We start from the raw sequence: 15958 nt of genomic DNA, 5'->3' as shown, positions 1-15958 counted from the left end.
AATGGATGATGGTCTTTGTAGTTGCAGATAATATTGTTGGACCGCTGGGTGTAAATACGGATGAAAATTTTGAGCAGGTCATCCGTGGCAACAGCGGCATCCGTTTACAGGACCGTGAAGACTATGGCCCTGCACCTTTTCATGGCGCTATGATACCCCATGAGCTGCTGGAGAAAGCTATTCAGGGGCTTCACCTGGAAGATTATACGAAATTTGAACAGCTGGTGATCGCTTCCGTTACGGAAGCGTTGTCACATACAGCCATCCGGCTGTCGGACCCCCGTACAGGGCTGATTATTTCCACTACCAAAGGCAATATAGAACTGCTGGAACAGCAGGAAGAAGGGATAACGCCGCCGCACGGGCAGCTGCAACCTGCCGCAACGGCGCGTAAAATAGCGGCCCGCCTGGGCGCCGTCAATACGCCGCTCGTAATCAGCAGCGCCTGCATATCCGGACTGGTGGCTATATTAACCGGTCAACGGCTGATCGCTTCGGGGCAATACGACCATGTGGTGGTTACCGGCGCCGATGTGCTCACCCGTTTTGTGTTGTCCGGTTTCCAGTCGTTCCAGGCAGTGAGCGCAGTACCCTGCCGGCCTTTCGATGCCAACCGCACCGGCGTTTCGCTGGGAGAGGCGGCTGCCACCATGGTCCTCAGCAAAGATCCGCACAACGCGGACATCCTGTTGGGCGCCGGTGCTATCAGCAACGACGCCAACCATATTTCCGGTCCTTCCCGTACCGGCCTGGAGCTGGCATCGGCTATGCAACTGGCCCTCAGCGGCAGCGGCCTCCAACCGGAAGATATCGGGTTTGTATCGGCACACGGCACCGCCACGCTCTACAACGATGAAATGGAAGCCAAAGCGCTGCATCACGCAGGACTGGCAGCAGTGCCGGTCAACAGCCTCAAAGGTTACTACGGCCATACCCTCGGCGCCGCCGGGCTGGTGGAAGCCATTATCAGTGTAAAAGCCATGAAAACAGGCGTTATACTGCCCACCAAAGGATACGAAACACCCGGTGTGAGTATGCCTGTCAACGTTAGCAATACCCTGCGCCACCAACCCTCCCGCCACTTCCTCAAAACAGTGTCCGGGTTCGGCGGTTGCAACGCAGCCATGATATTCAGCAATTACGAATTACGAATTACGAATTACGAATGAGGGACTGTTTGTGCTGATTAGTAGCCAACTGATCCTTCAATGATAGTTTGTAGTTCTTAATTCGATAGATTGTATTTCATAACTCATAAATTCGTAATTCGTAATTCGTAATTTTTATATGTTTAACAAGGAAACGAAAACAGCATTACAGGCAAAAGAAGCAGCATTATGGCTGGCCTTCGCACCGATAGCTTTTCAGGCTACAAGGGCGTTGCGCGACATGGGCATTCTGAAAGCAGTGAGTGACAGCGGATCTGCGGGCATCACCATTGAGGAGATAATGGAAAAAACCAATATGAATCGCTACGCAGTAAGAGTATTGCTGGAAGCCGGTTTAGGAATGGAACTGGTGATCGTGAACGATAAAAAATATACGCTGACCAAAACAGGCTACTTTATCCTGCACGATCAGCTGACCCGCATCAACATGGACTTTACCCAGGATATCTGCTATAAAGGCATGTATCACCTGGAAGACAGCCTGCGCAACGGTAAACCGGAAGGGCTGAAAGAACTGGGCCCCTGGGACACCATCTATCCCGGCCTGTCGCTGCTGCCGCCGGCCGTAGGTAAAAGCTGGTTCGACTTCGATCACTACTATTCCGACCTCGCCACCCCCGGCGCGCTGGACATCGTTTTCGAAAATAAACCCAAACGCCTGCTCGATATCGGCGGTAACACCGGTAAATGGGCGCTGGCCTGCACTGCCAAAGATCCGGAAGTGGAAGTGACCATCTTCGATATCCCCGGCCAGGCCAACATCGCGCAGCAAAAGATGAAAGACGCCGGCGTGGCCGACCGCGTGCATTTTCATATTGCCAACATCCTGCATGAAGAGATCCCCTTCCCTAAAGGCTTTGACGCCATCTGGATGAGCCAGTTCCTCGACTGCTTCTCCGAAGCGGAAATCGTATCCATCCTTTCCCGCTGCCGCGAAGCGCTCAACGACAACGGCACCATCTACATCCTGGAACCGTTCTGGAACCGCCAGCAGTTTAAATCAGCAGCTTTCTGCCTCCAGCAGACATCCCTGTATTTCACCGCTATGGCCAATGGTAACAGCCAGATGTACCATACCGACGACTTCTTTAAGTGCATCACCGATGCTGGACTGGTAGTGGCGGAAGAAAACGATAAGATGGGGCTCAACTATACACTGCTTAAAGTTAAAAAACCATAAAAAACAATTTTCGATTTTTTGATTTTGGGATTTTTGATCTCAGAATCCCAAAATCGGAAATCCCCAAATTTCTAAATCGTAAATGTTTTAACCGTATGAAAACTGAACAAGTAGATGTTTTAGTGATAGGTGCGGGACCTGCCGGTACAGTAGCGGCGTCTATTATCCACCAGGCAGGTTATAAGGTGAAAATCGTGGAGAAGATGAAATTTCCCCGGTTCGTAATCGGTGAGAGTCTGCTGCCCCGCAGTATGGACGCGCTGAACGAAGCCGGTTTCATCGATGCCATCAAAGCCAAAGGTTTTCAGGAAAAATTCGGCGCCAAGTTCGTCAAGGGCGATGCGCTCTGCGATTTTACTTTCAAAGAGCAATATACACCGGGCTGGACCTGGACCTGGCAGGTGACAAGGGCCGATTTCGATAAAACACTGGCAGATACCGTGGAAAGTATGGGCGTACCGGTAGCATATGAAACTACGGTAACGGATATACGTTTCAATGGCTCTGATTCCGTTACTACGATAGAAGATAAAGACGGGAACAAATCTACCATAGAAGCCCGCTTTATCGTGGATGGGAGCGGCTATGGCCGGGTAATCCCCCGCTTGTTCAACCTGGAAAAAAATTCCAGCCTTCAGCCCCGTAAAGCACTCTTCTCCCATACGGTAGACACACGCCGCTCTATGGCCGATGAACCTAACCGTATCACGGCGGTGGTGCATAAAAAAGGCGTCTGGATCTGGATCATTCCGTTTTCCACCGGCGTTACCTCCCTTGGTTTCGTTGGCGATCCGGAATTTTTTGCCCAGTACCCCGGTACCGATGAGGAAGTATACCGCGCCCTGCTGGAAGCAGAACCATATACCCGCGAGCGTTTCCGGGATGTGGAACTGGTATTTGAACCCAGGGTACTCCAGTCCTGGTCCGCCACCACCGATAAGTTTTACGGAGATGGTTTTGTGCTGACCGGCAACGTAACAGAATTTTTGGACCCGATTTTCTCTTCTGGCGTAACTTTGGCCTGCGTTTCCAGCCAAACGGCTGCTAAACTGGTGATCAAAAAGCTGCGCGGAGAGGATGTGGACTGGGAAAAAGAATATATGGAACCCACCCTGCAGGGGGTAAACACCTTCCGTTCCTATGTAATGGCATGGTACGAAGGCACGCTGGATACCATTTTCTTCAAGAAAGACGCAGACCCGGTGATCAAGGGACAGATCTGTTCCGTACTGGCAGGATATGTCTGGGATATGAGCAACCCGTTTGTGAAAAACCACGACACGGCGCTGAAGCGGCTGGCCAGGACCATAGAATTAACAGAAAAATTAAAAAGCAGTTCAGAGATTGAATAGCGCGGAAGCATATATTACAGGAAGTTGTATTATCAGGGACCACGGCATCTGGTTGAACGGTACATTGCTGTGGGAAGCAGACCGGAGCATGGACTTACAGGAGTGGCTGCGGGCGGGATATGACCGGTTTTCCGGGCAGTATCCCAAGTTCCATAAAATGGACGCCCTCAGCAAACTGGGGTGGCTGGCAGCGGAAGTACTGCTCAAACATGCGCCTGTACAGGCGCTGCCGCCGGAAGCAGTGGGAATGGTGTTGTCTAACCGCAGTGGCAGCCTCGATACGGACATCCGGTACTATGCCACCGTGAAGGAGATCGCCAGTCCGGCCCTCTTTGTATACACCCTCCCCAATATCGTAATGGGGGAAATCTGCATCCGGCACGGTTTTAAAGGGGAGAATACCTTCTTCGTGTCTGAAAATTTTGATCCGGAGCTGATGAGCAGCTACCCTGCGCAGCTGCTCCACACCACGCCGCTACAGGCTTGCCTCTGCGGCTGGGTGGAAGTAATGGGCGACGATTACGAAGTGGCCCTGTTCCTGTTGGAAGGCCAGCCTAAAGACATGTCCAGGCCATTAACAGCTGAGGCGCTAAATGAACTTTATCTAAATAACAAAATATCAAAATAACAAAATACCAAAATTGCGATGGAACAGCTGATGGCAGATCTGAAAAAACAGATCATCGAACAATTGAATTTGCAGGAAGTAACACCGGAAAGCATCGGCAACGATGAACCGTTGTTTAAAGAAGGGCTGGGTCTCGATTCTATCGATGCGCTGGAACTGATCGTATTGCTGCAACAGCATTATAACATCCGTATTGCTAACCCTGAACAGGGACCGGAGATATTTTACTCCATCCGTTCCATGGCGGAATTTATTGTTGCTCAAAAAGCCAAAGCATGAGTGAAAAGGTGTGGATAGCGGGTGGCGGTGTCATCAGCGGCATAGGCCTGAACTTACGGGAGAGCCTGCAGGCTTTCCGTGAGATGCAACCGGGCATGGGCGCCATGAAATACCTGTCATCCGTGCACCGTAGCACTTTTCCCGTAGCGGAAGTGAAAGCTGATAACGACACGCTGGCCGATATGGCCGGGCTGCCGGAAAATATCAGCCGCACGGCCCTGCTTAGCCTGATTGCCGCCAGGGAAGCATGGCAATCGTCCGGTTTGGGCGATATCTCCCGTTACCGTGTCGGGCTCGTGTCCGGCAACACGGTAGGAGGCATGGACAAAACGGAAGACTTTTTCGCGGAATACCTGGCAGACAACCGCAAAGGGCGTCTGCGACAGGTGATGCACCACGAATGCGGCAGCATCACCGAAATAGTGGCCGATGCCCTGGGCATCCGGCACCATGTGTCTACCATCAGCACCGCCTGTTCATCCGGCGCTAATGCCCTGATGTACGGCTATCGCCTTATACGCAACAATATCGTGGACGTAGTGATCGCCGGTGGCACAGACTCCCTGACCCGCTTTACGCTCAACGGTTTTAACACCCTCATGATCCTGGACCAGCAACCTTGCCGTCCCTTCGACGAAACCCGCACCGGGCTTAATCTGGGCGAAGGCGCCGGTTACGTGGTGCTGGTGTCCGACAGCCTGGCCGCCCAGCTGCAGCCATGGTGCCGCCTCAGCGGCTTCGCCAACGCCAACGACGCCTATCACCAGACAGCCTCATCGCCCGACGGTACAGGCAACTACCTGGCCATGAAAGGCGCACTGGACATGAGCGGACTGCAGCCACAGCAGATAGGGTACATCAATCTGCATGGTACGGGTACCGGTAACAACGATGTGTCGGAAGGCATAGCCATCAACCGCATCTTTGCGCCGCATTTTCCGGCCATGAGCTCCACCAAATCGTTCACAGGGCATACCCTGGGCGCCAGCGGCGGTATTGAAGCGGTATTGTCGGCCGTAGCGGTGAAAGAAGGGATCATCTATCCCAACGCACGTTTTGAGCACCAGATGAAGGAACTGCCGTTTGCACCGGCCACCACCTGGTCTGAAGGAAATGACCTTCGCCATGTGATGTCCAATTCCTTCGGTTTTGGCGGTAACTGTTCCAGCCTGGTTTTTTCCAGCTTTTAGTGATTAAATGAGATTATGTTGAGCATCTATATAAACGGCGCCGGTTGTATTTCTCCGCAGGAAACTGCGGCAGGAGGACCTATGCTGGCCAATCTGCGCGAATATGAGCAGGTAAAGCTGGCAACGGTAGACCCGGACTATAAACAGTGGATCGACGTGAAACAGATCCGCCGCATGAGCCGTGTGGTAAAAATGGGTGTTGGCGCAGCTAACCTCAGCCTGCAGGCAGCAGGCATCACCATGCCGGACGCCATCGTAACGGGCACGGCCTACGGCTGTCTCGACGACACCGGCGTATTCCTCACCAAAATGGTGAATCAACAGGAAGAAATGCTGACGCCTACCGCTTTTATCCAGAGCACACATAATACGGTAGGCGGACAGATAGCGCTGCTGCTGGGCTGCAACGCTTACAACAATACTTTCGTACACCGTGGGTTCTCTTTTGAAAACGCCCTGCTGGACACCATCATGATGCTCCGCGAAGGCAGCGCACAACAGATACTGGTCGGCGGACTGGATGAACTGACGCAACATAGTTACCAGATACTGTCCCGCTTCGGGATCTATAAAAAAGAACCCGTGAAAACCATGGAGCTGCTGAACAGCCCCACCCGCGGCACCATAGCCGGAGAAGGCGCTGCTTTCTTCACCCTGGGCACACAGCCGGGAGCCAACACCGCTGCGGAGCTCACCGGTATCAGCACCCTGTACAAACCCATGTGGGAAGGGGAAGTGATCGGCCATATCATGAAGTTCCTCGAAGACAATAACTGTACCCCCAACGATATCGACCTGCTGATCACCGGCAGGAACGGCGACATCGACCAGGATGAAATTTATGAGGAAATAGTGGAAGCGCTGTTTCCCGAACATCCGGAAGCGAGCTTCAAACACCTCTGCGGAGAATATCCTACAGCCGCCGGTTTCGGCATGTGGCTGGCCAACGGCATCCTGGCAGACCAGGCAGTGCCCGACGCAGCCATGTTTTACGGCCAGGCGCCCCGCAGCATCAAAAAAATATTATTGTATAACCATCACCAGGGTACGCATCATTCCCTCGTTCTGCTCTCCCATGTTGAATAACCGGACTGCAAATATCATCATCATTGCGGCCATCGCCGTACTGCTGGGCATCAGATTGTCCGGCCTGTACCCGTCTTTGTCGCTCTGGTGGCTGGCAGCGCCGCCGCTGTTACTGTTGCCTTTTTATATCAGGGGCGCCATGAACATCCGCTCCGGCTTCTTCATTAAAACCGTCTGCGCAGCATCTACCTCCGAAAACGTGGTGGCGCTCTCCTTCGACGACGGGCCGGAGGCTACGCATACCCCGCTGATCCTCGATATCCTCGATAAACACCAGGTGAAAGCAGCTTTCTTCTGCATCGGGAAAAACATAGAAGGCAATGCGCACTTACTGCAACGGATACACGCAGAAGGACATATGATCGGTAACCATACCTATTCCCATGATTTCTGGTTCGATATGCATACCAGCAGTTCTATGGGAAAGGATATGGAAAAGATGGACACCGTTACCATCAACGCCACCGGGCTGCAACCGCGCCTGTTCCGCCCGCCATACGGCGTCACCAATCCCAACCTGGCAAGGGCCATTAAAAAAAACAACTACGTGCCGGTGGGCTGGAGCATCCGCTCTATGGACACCGTGGCCACAGATGAAAATAAATTACTGCAGAAAATTATGTCGGAACTGCACCCCGGTGCAGTGATCCTTTTGCATGACACCTGCAGCATCACCGCCAGTATCCTGCCCCGGCTGATCAGCGCCATCAAAGCGGAAGGCTACCGGCTGGAAAGGATGGATAAAATGTTAAAAGTGCCAGCTTATGTGTAAATGGATGATGATATACCTGATTTCCCTGCTATCGCTGCAATTGCAGGCGCAGTCCGGCTTTAAACCGGTGACCGACCTGCAGGGCGTGAAAAGGGAATTCGCGAAAGCCGCGCAGCAGACACAGAGCATACAATGCGATTTTGTGCAGGAAAAGAACCTGAGCATGCTTTCCGATAAAATTGTATCGAAAGGGAAGTTCTGGTTCAAGCGGGATAATAAAGTCCGCATGGAATACCAGCAGCCGTCCTATTACCTGCTGGTCATGAACGGAAAAGACATCCGCATCAAAGACAACCAGAAGGAAAGCAAAGTGTCCGGTAAGAACAACAAGCTGTTTGAACAGATCAATAAAATCACGGTCGACTGTGTACGCGGTACAGTGCTGGACAATGCGGACTTTACCACCAAAGCGTTTGAAAACGCGCAGCACTACCGCCTGGAAATGGTGCCCGTCAACAAAGCCATGGCCGGTTATTTCAGGATGATCACCCTGCTGGTGGATAAAAAAGATTTTACCGTAGCGAGCATCACGATGGCAGAGCCTTCCGGTGATGACACCAACATCAGCTTTTTACACAAACAAGTGAATGCGAATATTCCGGATGCGGTATTTATGGTTAAATAGTGTGCTGTTTTGCGTTTTGCTGACCAGCTGTACGTCCGTTTATAAGGGGTTGCAGCGCACGGAAGGCAAGGTGGACTGCATACAGCAGTTCAGTCCGGCTTTCGACGCTACACTGTACAGCACGCAGGTCAATATCCTGAAGCATCACCTGAGCGGACTGCTGTTTTTCAAGCAGATGCCCGACAGTAGCCTCCGGGTGGTGTTTGCCAATGAGATGGGATTCAAATTTTTCGATTTTGAATTTGACAAACAGGGAAATTTTACGAAACATTACCTGTTGCCCAAAATGGATAAAAAAGCGGTGGTGACGACGTTGCGCCAGGATTTTGAACTGGTGCTGCTGCGGCCGGACCTGCGTCAGGCGCATGTGGCTACGGACGGCCGGTACCGTTATACCGTAGTGCCTACAGCTAAAGGCAATAACTACTACATCACGGATACCGCCTGTACGCAATTGGTACGTATCGAAAAATCGTCTGAACGTAAACCGGTGGTGAAAGTGTGGATGGAGCATTACACACAGGGAACACCGGATACGGTCCGCATCGAGCATCAGAACTTCCGGTTCAATATCTCGCTGCAGAAGACCCATAGATAATTACGAATTACGAATTGATCAGAGCGGATAAAACAATATCAAAATATCAAAATATCAATACCAAAATATCAAAATGCTGAAAGGGAACTTTTATAACATAACCACCATCGCAAATGAAGAGGGTCAGGTAAACCTCACGCTGGAACTGAATGCGGCGCATCCTATTTTCGGTGGTCACTTTCCGGAACAGCCGGTAGTGCCCGGCGTATGTATGATGCAGATCATCACGGAAACGCTGGAAGATGCGGTGCAACAGAAAGTAGTGCTGCAAAAAGCCGGTCTGATGAAATTCCTGAATATGATAGATCCGGTACAACAGCCGCAGGTGGATGTAAACCTGACGTATAAAGCGGAAGAGAACGGAGGATGGAAAGTGAATGCTACCCTGAAAAAGGAAGCGACCACATTTATGAAATTTCAGGGAGTATTTAAATAAGTGACAACCAACAGTACACATAACGAACATTTTGAGCGTCACCGCGCTGCCGTGCTCATACCTACCTACAACAACGCCACTACGCTGGAAGAGGTAGTAAAGGGCGCACTGTCCTATACCTCCCACGTAATTGTCGTTAATGACGGCGCCACAGACCATACCAGCGCCATCCTCGAGAAATATCCCGCCATTCATAAAGTATCGTATAACCCTAACCGTGGTAAAGGCATTGCCCTCCGACGCGGTTTTGAATATGCGCTGGCACAGGGATATGACTATGTGATCACCATGGATGCGGACGGACAGCACTTTGCTTCCGATCTGCCCGGTATGCTGGAGAAAATCAGCACACATCCGGATACGCTGGTAATAGGCGCCCGTAATCTGAACGAAGAAAACATGCCAGGCAAAAACACTTTTGCCAACAAGTTTTCCAACTTCTGGTTTTATGTGGAAACAGGTCTGAAAGGGCCCGACACCCAGTCGGGCTACCGGTTGTACCCTCTGCGCCGCATGGGCCGTACCCGCTGGTGGTGCAGCAAATATGAATTTGAAATAGAAGTGCTGGTGCGCAGTGCCTGGAAAGGCGTAAAAATAGACTGGACGCCGGTGAAGGTATATTATCCCCCCGCAGAGGAGAGGATATCCCACTTCAGGCCGTTCCGGGATTTTTCGCGTATCAGCGTATTAAATACCGTACTGGTACTCATTACCTTCCTGTATATCAAGCCGCGCGACCTTTTCCTGTGGATGCTTAAAAAGGAAAACTGGAAGAAGTTCTGGAAGGAAGAGATATTAAAGTCCGATGAATCCAATGCGCGCAAAGCCGCTGCCATTGGTTTGGGCGTATTCATGGGCATAGTGCCCATTTGGGGATTCCAGCTGCTGGTGGCTTTCCTGCTGTCCGTTAAACTAAAGCTCAATAAAGCGCTGGTGTTCCTGGCGGCCCATGTGAGCACGCCGCCCTTAACACCCTTCGTGATCTTCTTCAGTTTCCTGGCAGGGAAAGTATGGATGGGAAGGTCCGCCAAAGACCTGTTGTTTGATAAACAGATTAGTGTGGCAGCAGTAAGAGACAACCTGCTGCAGTATGTTTTCGGCGCCATTACACTGGCCATTGCCGGCGGACTGGCTGCCTGGGCGATCAGTTATATATTATTGGCCATATTCAGAAAAAACAAATAAAATAGTTACGGATTACCTGTTACTACTGGCTCCCCCAATCGTAATTCGTAATTCGTAATTCGTAATTGAATCACATATGAGCAGTCTTTTCGTAGCGATCTATAACTTTTTTGACCGGCACAAACTTGCGTTATGGTGTTGCACCATCGTCAGCTTCGTACTGGTCGGTTTTTTAGCATCGCGTATCAGGCTGGAAGAAGATATTACCAAAATACTGCCGCAGGACAGGAAGCTGGATAAGCTGCAACAGGTTTTCCAGGATTCCAGATTTGCGGATAAACTGGTAGTGACGCTGTCACAAAAAGACACCACCAAAGCGCCCGTACCGGATAGCCTTACCGCCTGCGCCGCCTCCCTGGTGGCTTCCGCCGGTAACCAGCTGTCGCCCTACATCCGGGAGATACAGGGACAGACAGAAGACGCACAGGTCATGGGGATGATGGACCTCATTCAGCAGAACCTGCCTGTTTTCCTGGAGGCCGGCGACTATACGAAAATTGACAGCCTGCTGGCGCCGGAACAGCTGCAACGTTCCCTGCAGTATGACTATAATACGCTGATTTCTCCTGCCGGACTGGTGCTGAAGCGGGTGATACAAGCCGACCCGGTAGGCATTTCCTGGATAGGCATCAAAAAATTGCAGCACCTTCAGTACGATGATCATTTTGAGTTGTACGATAATTATGTGATGACGAAAGATCATCGTCACCTGATGTTGTTTATTACACCGGCTAACCCTCCCGGCGCTACGAAAATCAATGCTAAATTCCTGGCAGGGCTGGATCTCATCAAAGACAGCCTGTCCCGCCAGTATCCCGATGTCAGCGTCAGCTATTTCGGCGGTACGGCCGTTTCGGCGGGCAACGCCACCCAGCTGCGGCAGGACACGCTGCTCACACAAGGTATAACCGTGGTGCTGCTGGTAGCGCTGATAGGGCTGTTCTTCCGGAAGAAACGCGCACCGGTATTGGTGATGCTGCCGGTAATCTTCGGTGGGCTCTTTTCACTGGCCTGCATCTACCTGGTCAAAGGACATATTTCCGTAATGGCATTGGGTGCCGGCGCGGTGGTGCTGGGTATTGCCGTCAATTATTCCCTGCATGTGTTCAATCACTACCGCCATACCCACGACATCCGGGAAGTGATTGCCGACCTGGCCACGCCTATGACGCTGGGCAGCTTTACCACCATTGGCGGTTTCCTGTGTTTGCAGTTTGTGCATTCGCCCATGCTGCGCGATGTGGGGCTGTTTGCCGCGCTCAGCCTTGTAGGCGCCGCCTTGTTTTCTCTTATCTTTTTACCGCACTGGATCGTGCTGGGCAAACGCGACGGCAAACCAGCGGAACATCATGACAACTGGCTGGACCGCTTCTCCGCCCTCAGGCCGGAGCGTAACAAATACCTGGTAGGCGCTATCTTCCTGCTGACCATCGTGTTTTTCTTTACCGCCCGTAACGTGTCTTTCGAAAGTGACATGATGCGCATGAACTTCATGTCGCCGGAGCTGAAAGCTGCAGAAGCGCACCTGAACGCTATCAACGCCTATACTGCGCAATCAGTGTATGTGGTGTCTGAAGGGGATAACCTGGAAACGGCGCTGCAGCATACTGAACAACTGACGCCCGCTATCAGCAGGTTACAGGCGGAAGGCGTAGTGAAAAAATACGCCGGCGTACAAACGTTGCTGCTGTCGGAGAAGGAACAGCAGGCGCGCATTGATCGCTGGAAACACTACTGGACGCCTGAAAAAAAAGCGCAGCTGCTTTCCTGGCTCCGGACGCATGGGGCTGAAGTGGGTTTCAGCGCTACTGCTTTCGATAAGTTCGCCGCGTTGCTGAATACTTCCTACCAGCCCATGGCAAAAGCTGATGTAGATACTTTCCGCAAAGGCACCCTGGGGGATTTTATCATAGAGAAGAACGGGCGCACCGGGATCGTAACGTTGCTGAAAGTGGACCCTGCCCGTAAGAAAGAAGTATACGCCGCCCTTGACCAGCACGCACATACGACCGTACTGGATAAACAGTACGCTGCCAACCGGCTGGTGGAAGTGATCAAAGATGAATTTAACAGTATAGCCTGGATGACCTCTACGCTGGTGTTCCTGGCGCTGCTATTGTCATACGGCCGCATAGAACTGGCGCTGATCACCTTTATCCCGATGGCTATCAGCTGGGTGTGGATATTGGGCATCATGGGATTGTTCGGTATTAAGTTTAATATTGTTAACATCATCCTTTCCACTTTTATCTTTGGTTTGGGGGATGATTACAGCATATTTATGATGGACGGGCTGTTGCAGGAATACAAGACCGGCAAAAAAACGCTGTCGTCTTTCAAGTCCTCTATCTTCCTGTCGGCCATCACCACTATCCTGGGCCTGGGCGTACTGATCTTCGCGCAGCACCCGTCTCTGAAGTCTATTGCGCTGATCTCCATCATTGGTATCGGAACGGTGGTATTGATTTCGCAGGTAATGATACCGGTGTTGTTCAACTGGCTGATCACCAACCGTGTAAAAAAAGGATATGCCCCCTGGACTTTTAAAGGCTGGACGCTGTCTGTTTTTTCTTTCACCTACTTTACCACCGGCTGCCTGATCATGACGCTGCTGGGCAATATCCTGATCCGCCTTAATCCGTTCAACAAAGAGAAAGGGAAACTGGTGTATCACCGTATCCTTTCTGCCTATACGCACAGCGTGCTGTATATCATGACCAACGTGAAAAAGCGGATCATCAATCCGGCCAATGAGCAATTACAGAAGCCGGCGGTGATCATCAGCAACCACCAGTCTTTCCTCGATATTCTCGTGTCTACCATGCTGCATCCCAGGGTGATCCTGCTGACGAACCAGTGGGTGTGGCGCTCGCCGGTATTCGGCGCCGTAGTGCGGCTGGCGGACTATTACCCGGTGGCCGACGGAGCGGAAGGGGCTATCGACAAACTGAGAGCGCGTGTGCAAGAAGGATATTCCATCGTGGTATACCCGGAAGGTACCCGTTCCCCTGACCCGGTGATTAAACGTTTCCATAAAGGAGCTTTCTATATTGCAGAACAACTGGGCCTGGACATTCTGCCAATGGTTATCCACGGTACCGCCTATACGATGTCTAAAGGAGATTTTCTCCTGAAAGACGGGCATGTGACGGTGAAATACCTTCCGCGTATCACGCAGGACGATAAAAGCTGGGGAGATGGCTACAGCGCCCGCACGAAATCCATCAGCCGTTATTTTAAACAGGAGTACGAAAATTTACGGCAGGAGATTGAAGTGCCATCTTATTTCCGCGAGCAGCTGAAATACAATTTCATCTATAAAGGGCCTGTGCTGGAGTGGTACATGAAGGTGAAGACCAGCCTGGAGCGTAACTACGAGGTGTTTAATCAGCTGCTGCCACAGGAAGGCCGTATCCTTGACATCGGCTGCGGATATGGTTTTATGAGCTATATGCTGGCCTATGTGGCGCCAGGCCGCGATATTACCGGCATCGACTACGATGAAGAGAAAATCGCCACCGCCGCACATTGTTACGCGAAACCAAAGAACCTGCAGTTTATCCACGGCGATATCGCTGATACGCCGTTCGAAAAATACGATGCTTTCATCCTGAGTGATGTGCTGCATTACCTGCAGCCGGACGAGCAGGAGCAGCTGTTGCAGCAGTGCATAGCACGGCTTACCCCTGATGGCGTGATCGTGGTAAGGGACGGTGATGCTGATAAATCCAAACGTCACGAGGGCACAAGATTTACTGAATTTTTATCAACCCGGGTAATAGGATTTAATAAAACGAAGAACAAGGAACTATCGTTCTTTTCGGCTGCGCATGTGCGTGGCCTGGTAGGCAAATATGGCGCTGTAGCAGAAGAAATAGACAACACCCGTTATACATCCAACGTAATATTTGTTATTAAAAAATCACCCCAAAAAAATTATGCAGAACTATGATGTGATCATTATCGGCAGTGGTCTTGGCGGACTGGTATGTGGAGCCATCCTCAGCCGGAATGGTTATAAAGTACGCATATACGAAAAGAACCGTCAACCCGGCGGTTGCCTCCAGACTTTTTCCCGTGATAAGGTCATCTTTGATTCCGGCGTGCATTATATCGGCGGGCTGGGAGCAGGAGAGAACCTGAACAAGGTATTTTCCTATCTGGGCATTATGGACAAGCTGAAGCTGAAACGGATGGACCCTGAGGGCTTCGATCATATTAACTTTGGCGCAGAAGAAAAGGTATATCGTATCGCGGAGGGCCGGGACCGTTTTATCCGAACGCTGGTGGCTGATTTCCCGGGAGAAACAGATGCGCTGCATGCCTATTGTGACAAGATCAGCGAGGTATGCAGCAAGTTCCCGCTGTATAACCTGCGGCTCGGCGATTATGAAGAGAAGCGCAGCGTACTGACCCTGAATGCTGCCAGCGTCATTGAAAGTTTTACAGGTAACCCCCGTTTGCGACAGGTGCTGGCCGGTAATAACCTGTTATACGCCGGCGTGAAGGAGAAAACGCCCTTCTACGTACATGCGTTGGTGTTAAACAGTTACATGCAGAGCTCCTGGAAATGCGTGGATGGCGGCTCACAGATTGCGCGGCTGTTATGCCGGCGCATCACGGAGAACGGCGGAGCGGTGATCCGTAATACGGAGGTGAAGAAGATCGTGGGCCAGGGCGACCGGGTAGATCACCTGATACTGGAGAACGGGGAGAAAGTGACGGCAGATCATTATATATCCAACCTGCATCCGGCGCAAACTACGGCCATTACGGAAAGCGATGCCATACGCGGCGCCTACCGCAGCCGTATGCAGAACCTGGAGAATTCCGCCGGTGGTTTTGTATTGAACGTTGTCCTGAAGCCTGGTACTTTCCCTTATATCAATCACAATTACTATCACCACGCCACAGACGACGCCTGGGCGGGGATTAACTATACACCGGACCAGTGGCCGCAGACCTATGCTATTTATGTGTCTGCCGGCTCCCGGCATGAAACCTATGCTGATAGCCTCTCGGTGATGACGTATATGCGTTACGATGAGCTGGCGCCGTGGCAGCATACCTTTAATACAGAAAGGCAGGAAGCCAGCCGTGGTGCCGACTATGAAGCGTTTAAAGTCCGGAAAGCCGAACAACTCATCGACGCCGTGGAGAAGAAATTTCCCGGCTTCCGTAACTGTGTGCAGTCGTATTACGTGGCCACCCCGCTTTCCTACCGGGATTATATCGGTACCGGCGACGGCAGCATGTACGGCATCATGAAAGACAGTACAGACCCGCTACGGACCATGGTTTCGGCCCGCACCCGGTTGTCTAATTTGTATCTTACCGGACAAAACCTGAACTTGCATGGAATTCTGGGGGTCACCATCAGCAGTGTGATCACCTCGGCAGAACTATTGGGAATGGAATTCCTGGTAGAAGAAATTAATCAGTCAATACTCAAATAAAA

The 15958-nt window shown here is 51.5% G+C and carries 14 protein-coding genes; all 14 read left to right on the top strand.

Annotated elements, in window-relative coordinates; all coding sequences use genetic code 11:
- Positions 1 to 5 precede the first annotated feature (5 nt).
- The 14 genes from HF324_RS28260 (at position 6) to HF324_RS28195 (ending at position 15956) form a co-directional block, all read left to right on the top strand.
- Positions 6 to 1169, top strand: coding sequence for a beta-ketoacyl-[acyl-carrier-protein] synthase family protein (locus HF324_RS28260; RefSeq protein ID WP_168806561.1), 1164 nt, complete (start codon positions 6 to 8; stop codon positions 1167 to 1169).
- A gap of 118 nt (positions 1170 to 1287) precedes the next feature.
- Positions 1288 to 2349: a class I SAM-dependent methyltransferase gene (locus tag HF324_RS28255; RefSeq protein WP_078667215.1), complete on the top strand. Its 1062-nt coding sequence runs from the start codon at positions 1288 to 1290 to the stop codon at positions 2347 to 2349.
- A 95-nt stretch (positions 2350 to 2444) separates the two neighbouring features.
- Positions 2445 to 3701, top strand: a complete 1257-nt coding sequence (locus HF324_RS28250; protein ID WP_168861400.1) for an NAD(P)/FAD-dependent oxidoreductase — start codon at positions 2445 to 2447, stop codon at positions 3699 to 3701.
- Positions 3694 to 4329 carry a hypothetical protein gene (locus tag HF324_RS28245; RefSeq protein WP_168806557.1) on the top strand — a complete coding sequence of 212 codons (636 nt, stop codon included), beginning with the start codon at positions 3694 to 3696 and terminating at the stop codon, positions 4327 to 4329. The genes HF324_RS28250 and HF324_RS28245 overlap by 8 nt, the downstream gene beginning before the upstream one ends.
- Positions 4330 to 4347: 18 nt before the next feature.
- Positions 4348 to 4608, top strand: coding sequence for a phosphopantetheine-binding protein (locus HF324_RS28240; RefSeq protein WP_168806555.1), 261 nt, complete (start codon positions 4348 to 4350; stop codon positions 4606 to 4608).
- Positions 4605 to 5798, top strand: coding sequence for a beta-ketoacyl-[acyl-carrier-protein] synthase family protein (locus HF324_RS28235; protein ID WP_168806553.1), 1194 nt, complete (start codon positions 4605 to 4607; stop codon positions 5796 to 5798). Before HF324_RS28240 ends, HF324_RS28235 begins: the two co-directional genes overlap by 4 nt.
- Before the next feature lie 15 nt (positions 5799 to 5813).
- Positions 5814 to 6884, top strand: coding sequence for a beta-ketoacyl synthase chain length factor (locus HF324_RS28230; protein ID WP_168806551.1), 1071 nt, complete (start codon positions 5814 to 5816; stop codon positions 6882 to 6884).
- The gene (locus tag HF324_RS28225; protein ID WP_168861399.1) at positions 6874 to 7656 is read left to right on the top strand and encodes a polysaccharide deacetylase family protein; all 783 of its coding nucleotides are present in this window, start codon (positions 6874 to 6876) and stop codon (positions 7654 to 7656) included. The genes HF324_RS28230 and HF324_RS28225 overlap by 11 nt, the downstream gene beginning before the upstream one ends.
- Positions 7649 to 8281: a flexirubin biosynthesis/transport protein LolA2 gene (gene lolA2, locus HF324_RS28220; RefSeq protein ID WP_168861398.1), complete on the top strand. Its 633-nt coding sequence runs from the start codon at positions 7649 to 7651 to the stop codon at positions 8279 to 8281. The genes HF324_RS28225 and lolA2 overlap by 8 nt, the downstream gene beginning before the upstream one ends.
- Positions 8259 to 8879 (top strand): flexirubin biosynthesis protein LolB2, encoded by a 621-nt coding sequence (gene lolB2, locus HF324_RS28215; RefSeq protein ID WP_484482092.1) that lies wholly within the window; start codon positions 8259 to 8261, stop codon positions 8877 to 8879. The genes lolA2 and lolB2 overlap by 23 nt, the downstream gene beginning before the upstream one ends.
- A gap of 73 nt (positions 8880 to 8952) precedes the next feature.
- A complete protein-coding gene (locus HF324_RS28210) occupies positions 8953 to 9315 on the top strand; it encodes an ApeI family dehydratase (protein ID WP_168806544.1) in 363 nt (120 codons plus the stop codon).
- A complete protein-coding gene (locus tag HF324_RS28205; RefSeq protein ID WP_168806541.1) occupies positions 9316 to 10500 on the top strand; it encodes a DUF2062 domain-containing protein in 1185 nt (394 codons plus the stop codon).
- A gap of 76 nt (positions 10501 to 10576) precedes the next feature.
- Positions 10577 to 14452, top strand: coding sequence for a trifunctional MMPL family transporter/lysophospholipid acyltransferase/class I SAM-dependent methyltransferase (locus tag HF324_RS28200; RefSeq protein ID WP_168861397.1), 3876 nt, complete (start codon positions 10577 to 10579; stop codon positions 14450 to 14452).
- Positions 14439 to 15956, top strand: coding sequence for a phytoene desaturase family protein (locus tag HF324_RS28195; RefSeq protein WP_168806537.1), 1518 nt, complete (start codon positions 14439 to 14441; stop codon positions 15954 to 15956). Before HF324_RS28200 ends, HF324_RS28195 begins: the two co-directional genes overlap by 14 nt.
- Positions 15957 to 15958 lie beyond the last annotated feature (2 nt).

Source organism: Chitinophaga oryzae (genome assembly GCF_012516375.2).
GTDB classification, from domain to species: Bacteria; Bacteroidota; Bacteroidia; order Chitinophagales; family Chitinophagaceae; genus Chitinophaga; species Chitinophaga oryzae.
Note: the sequence above shows the minus strand (reverse complement) of the source record. Positions and strands in the feature narration are given on the sequence as shown.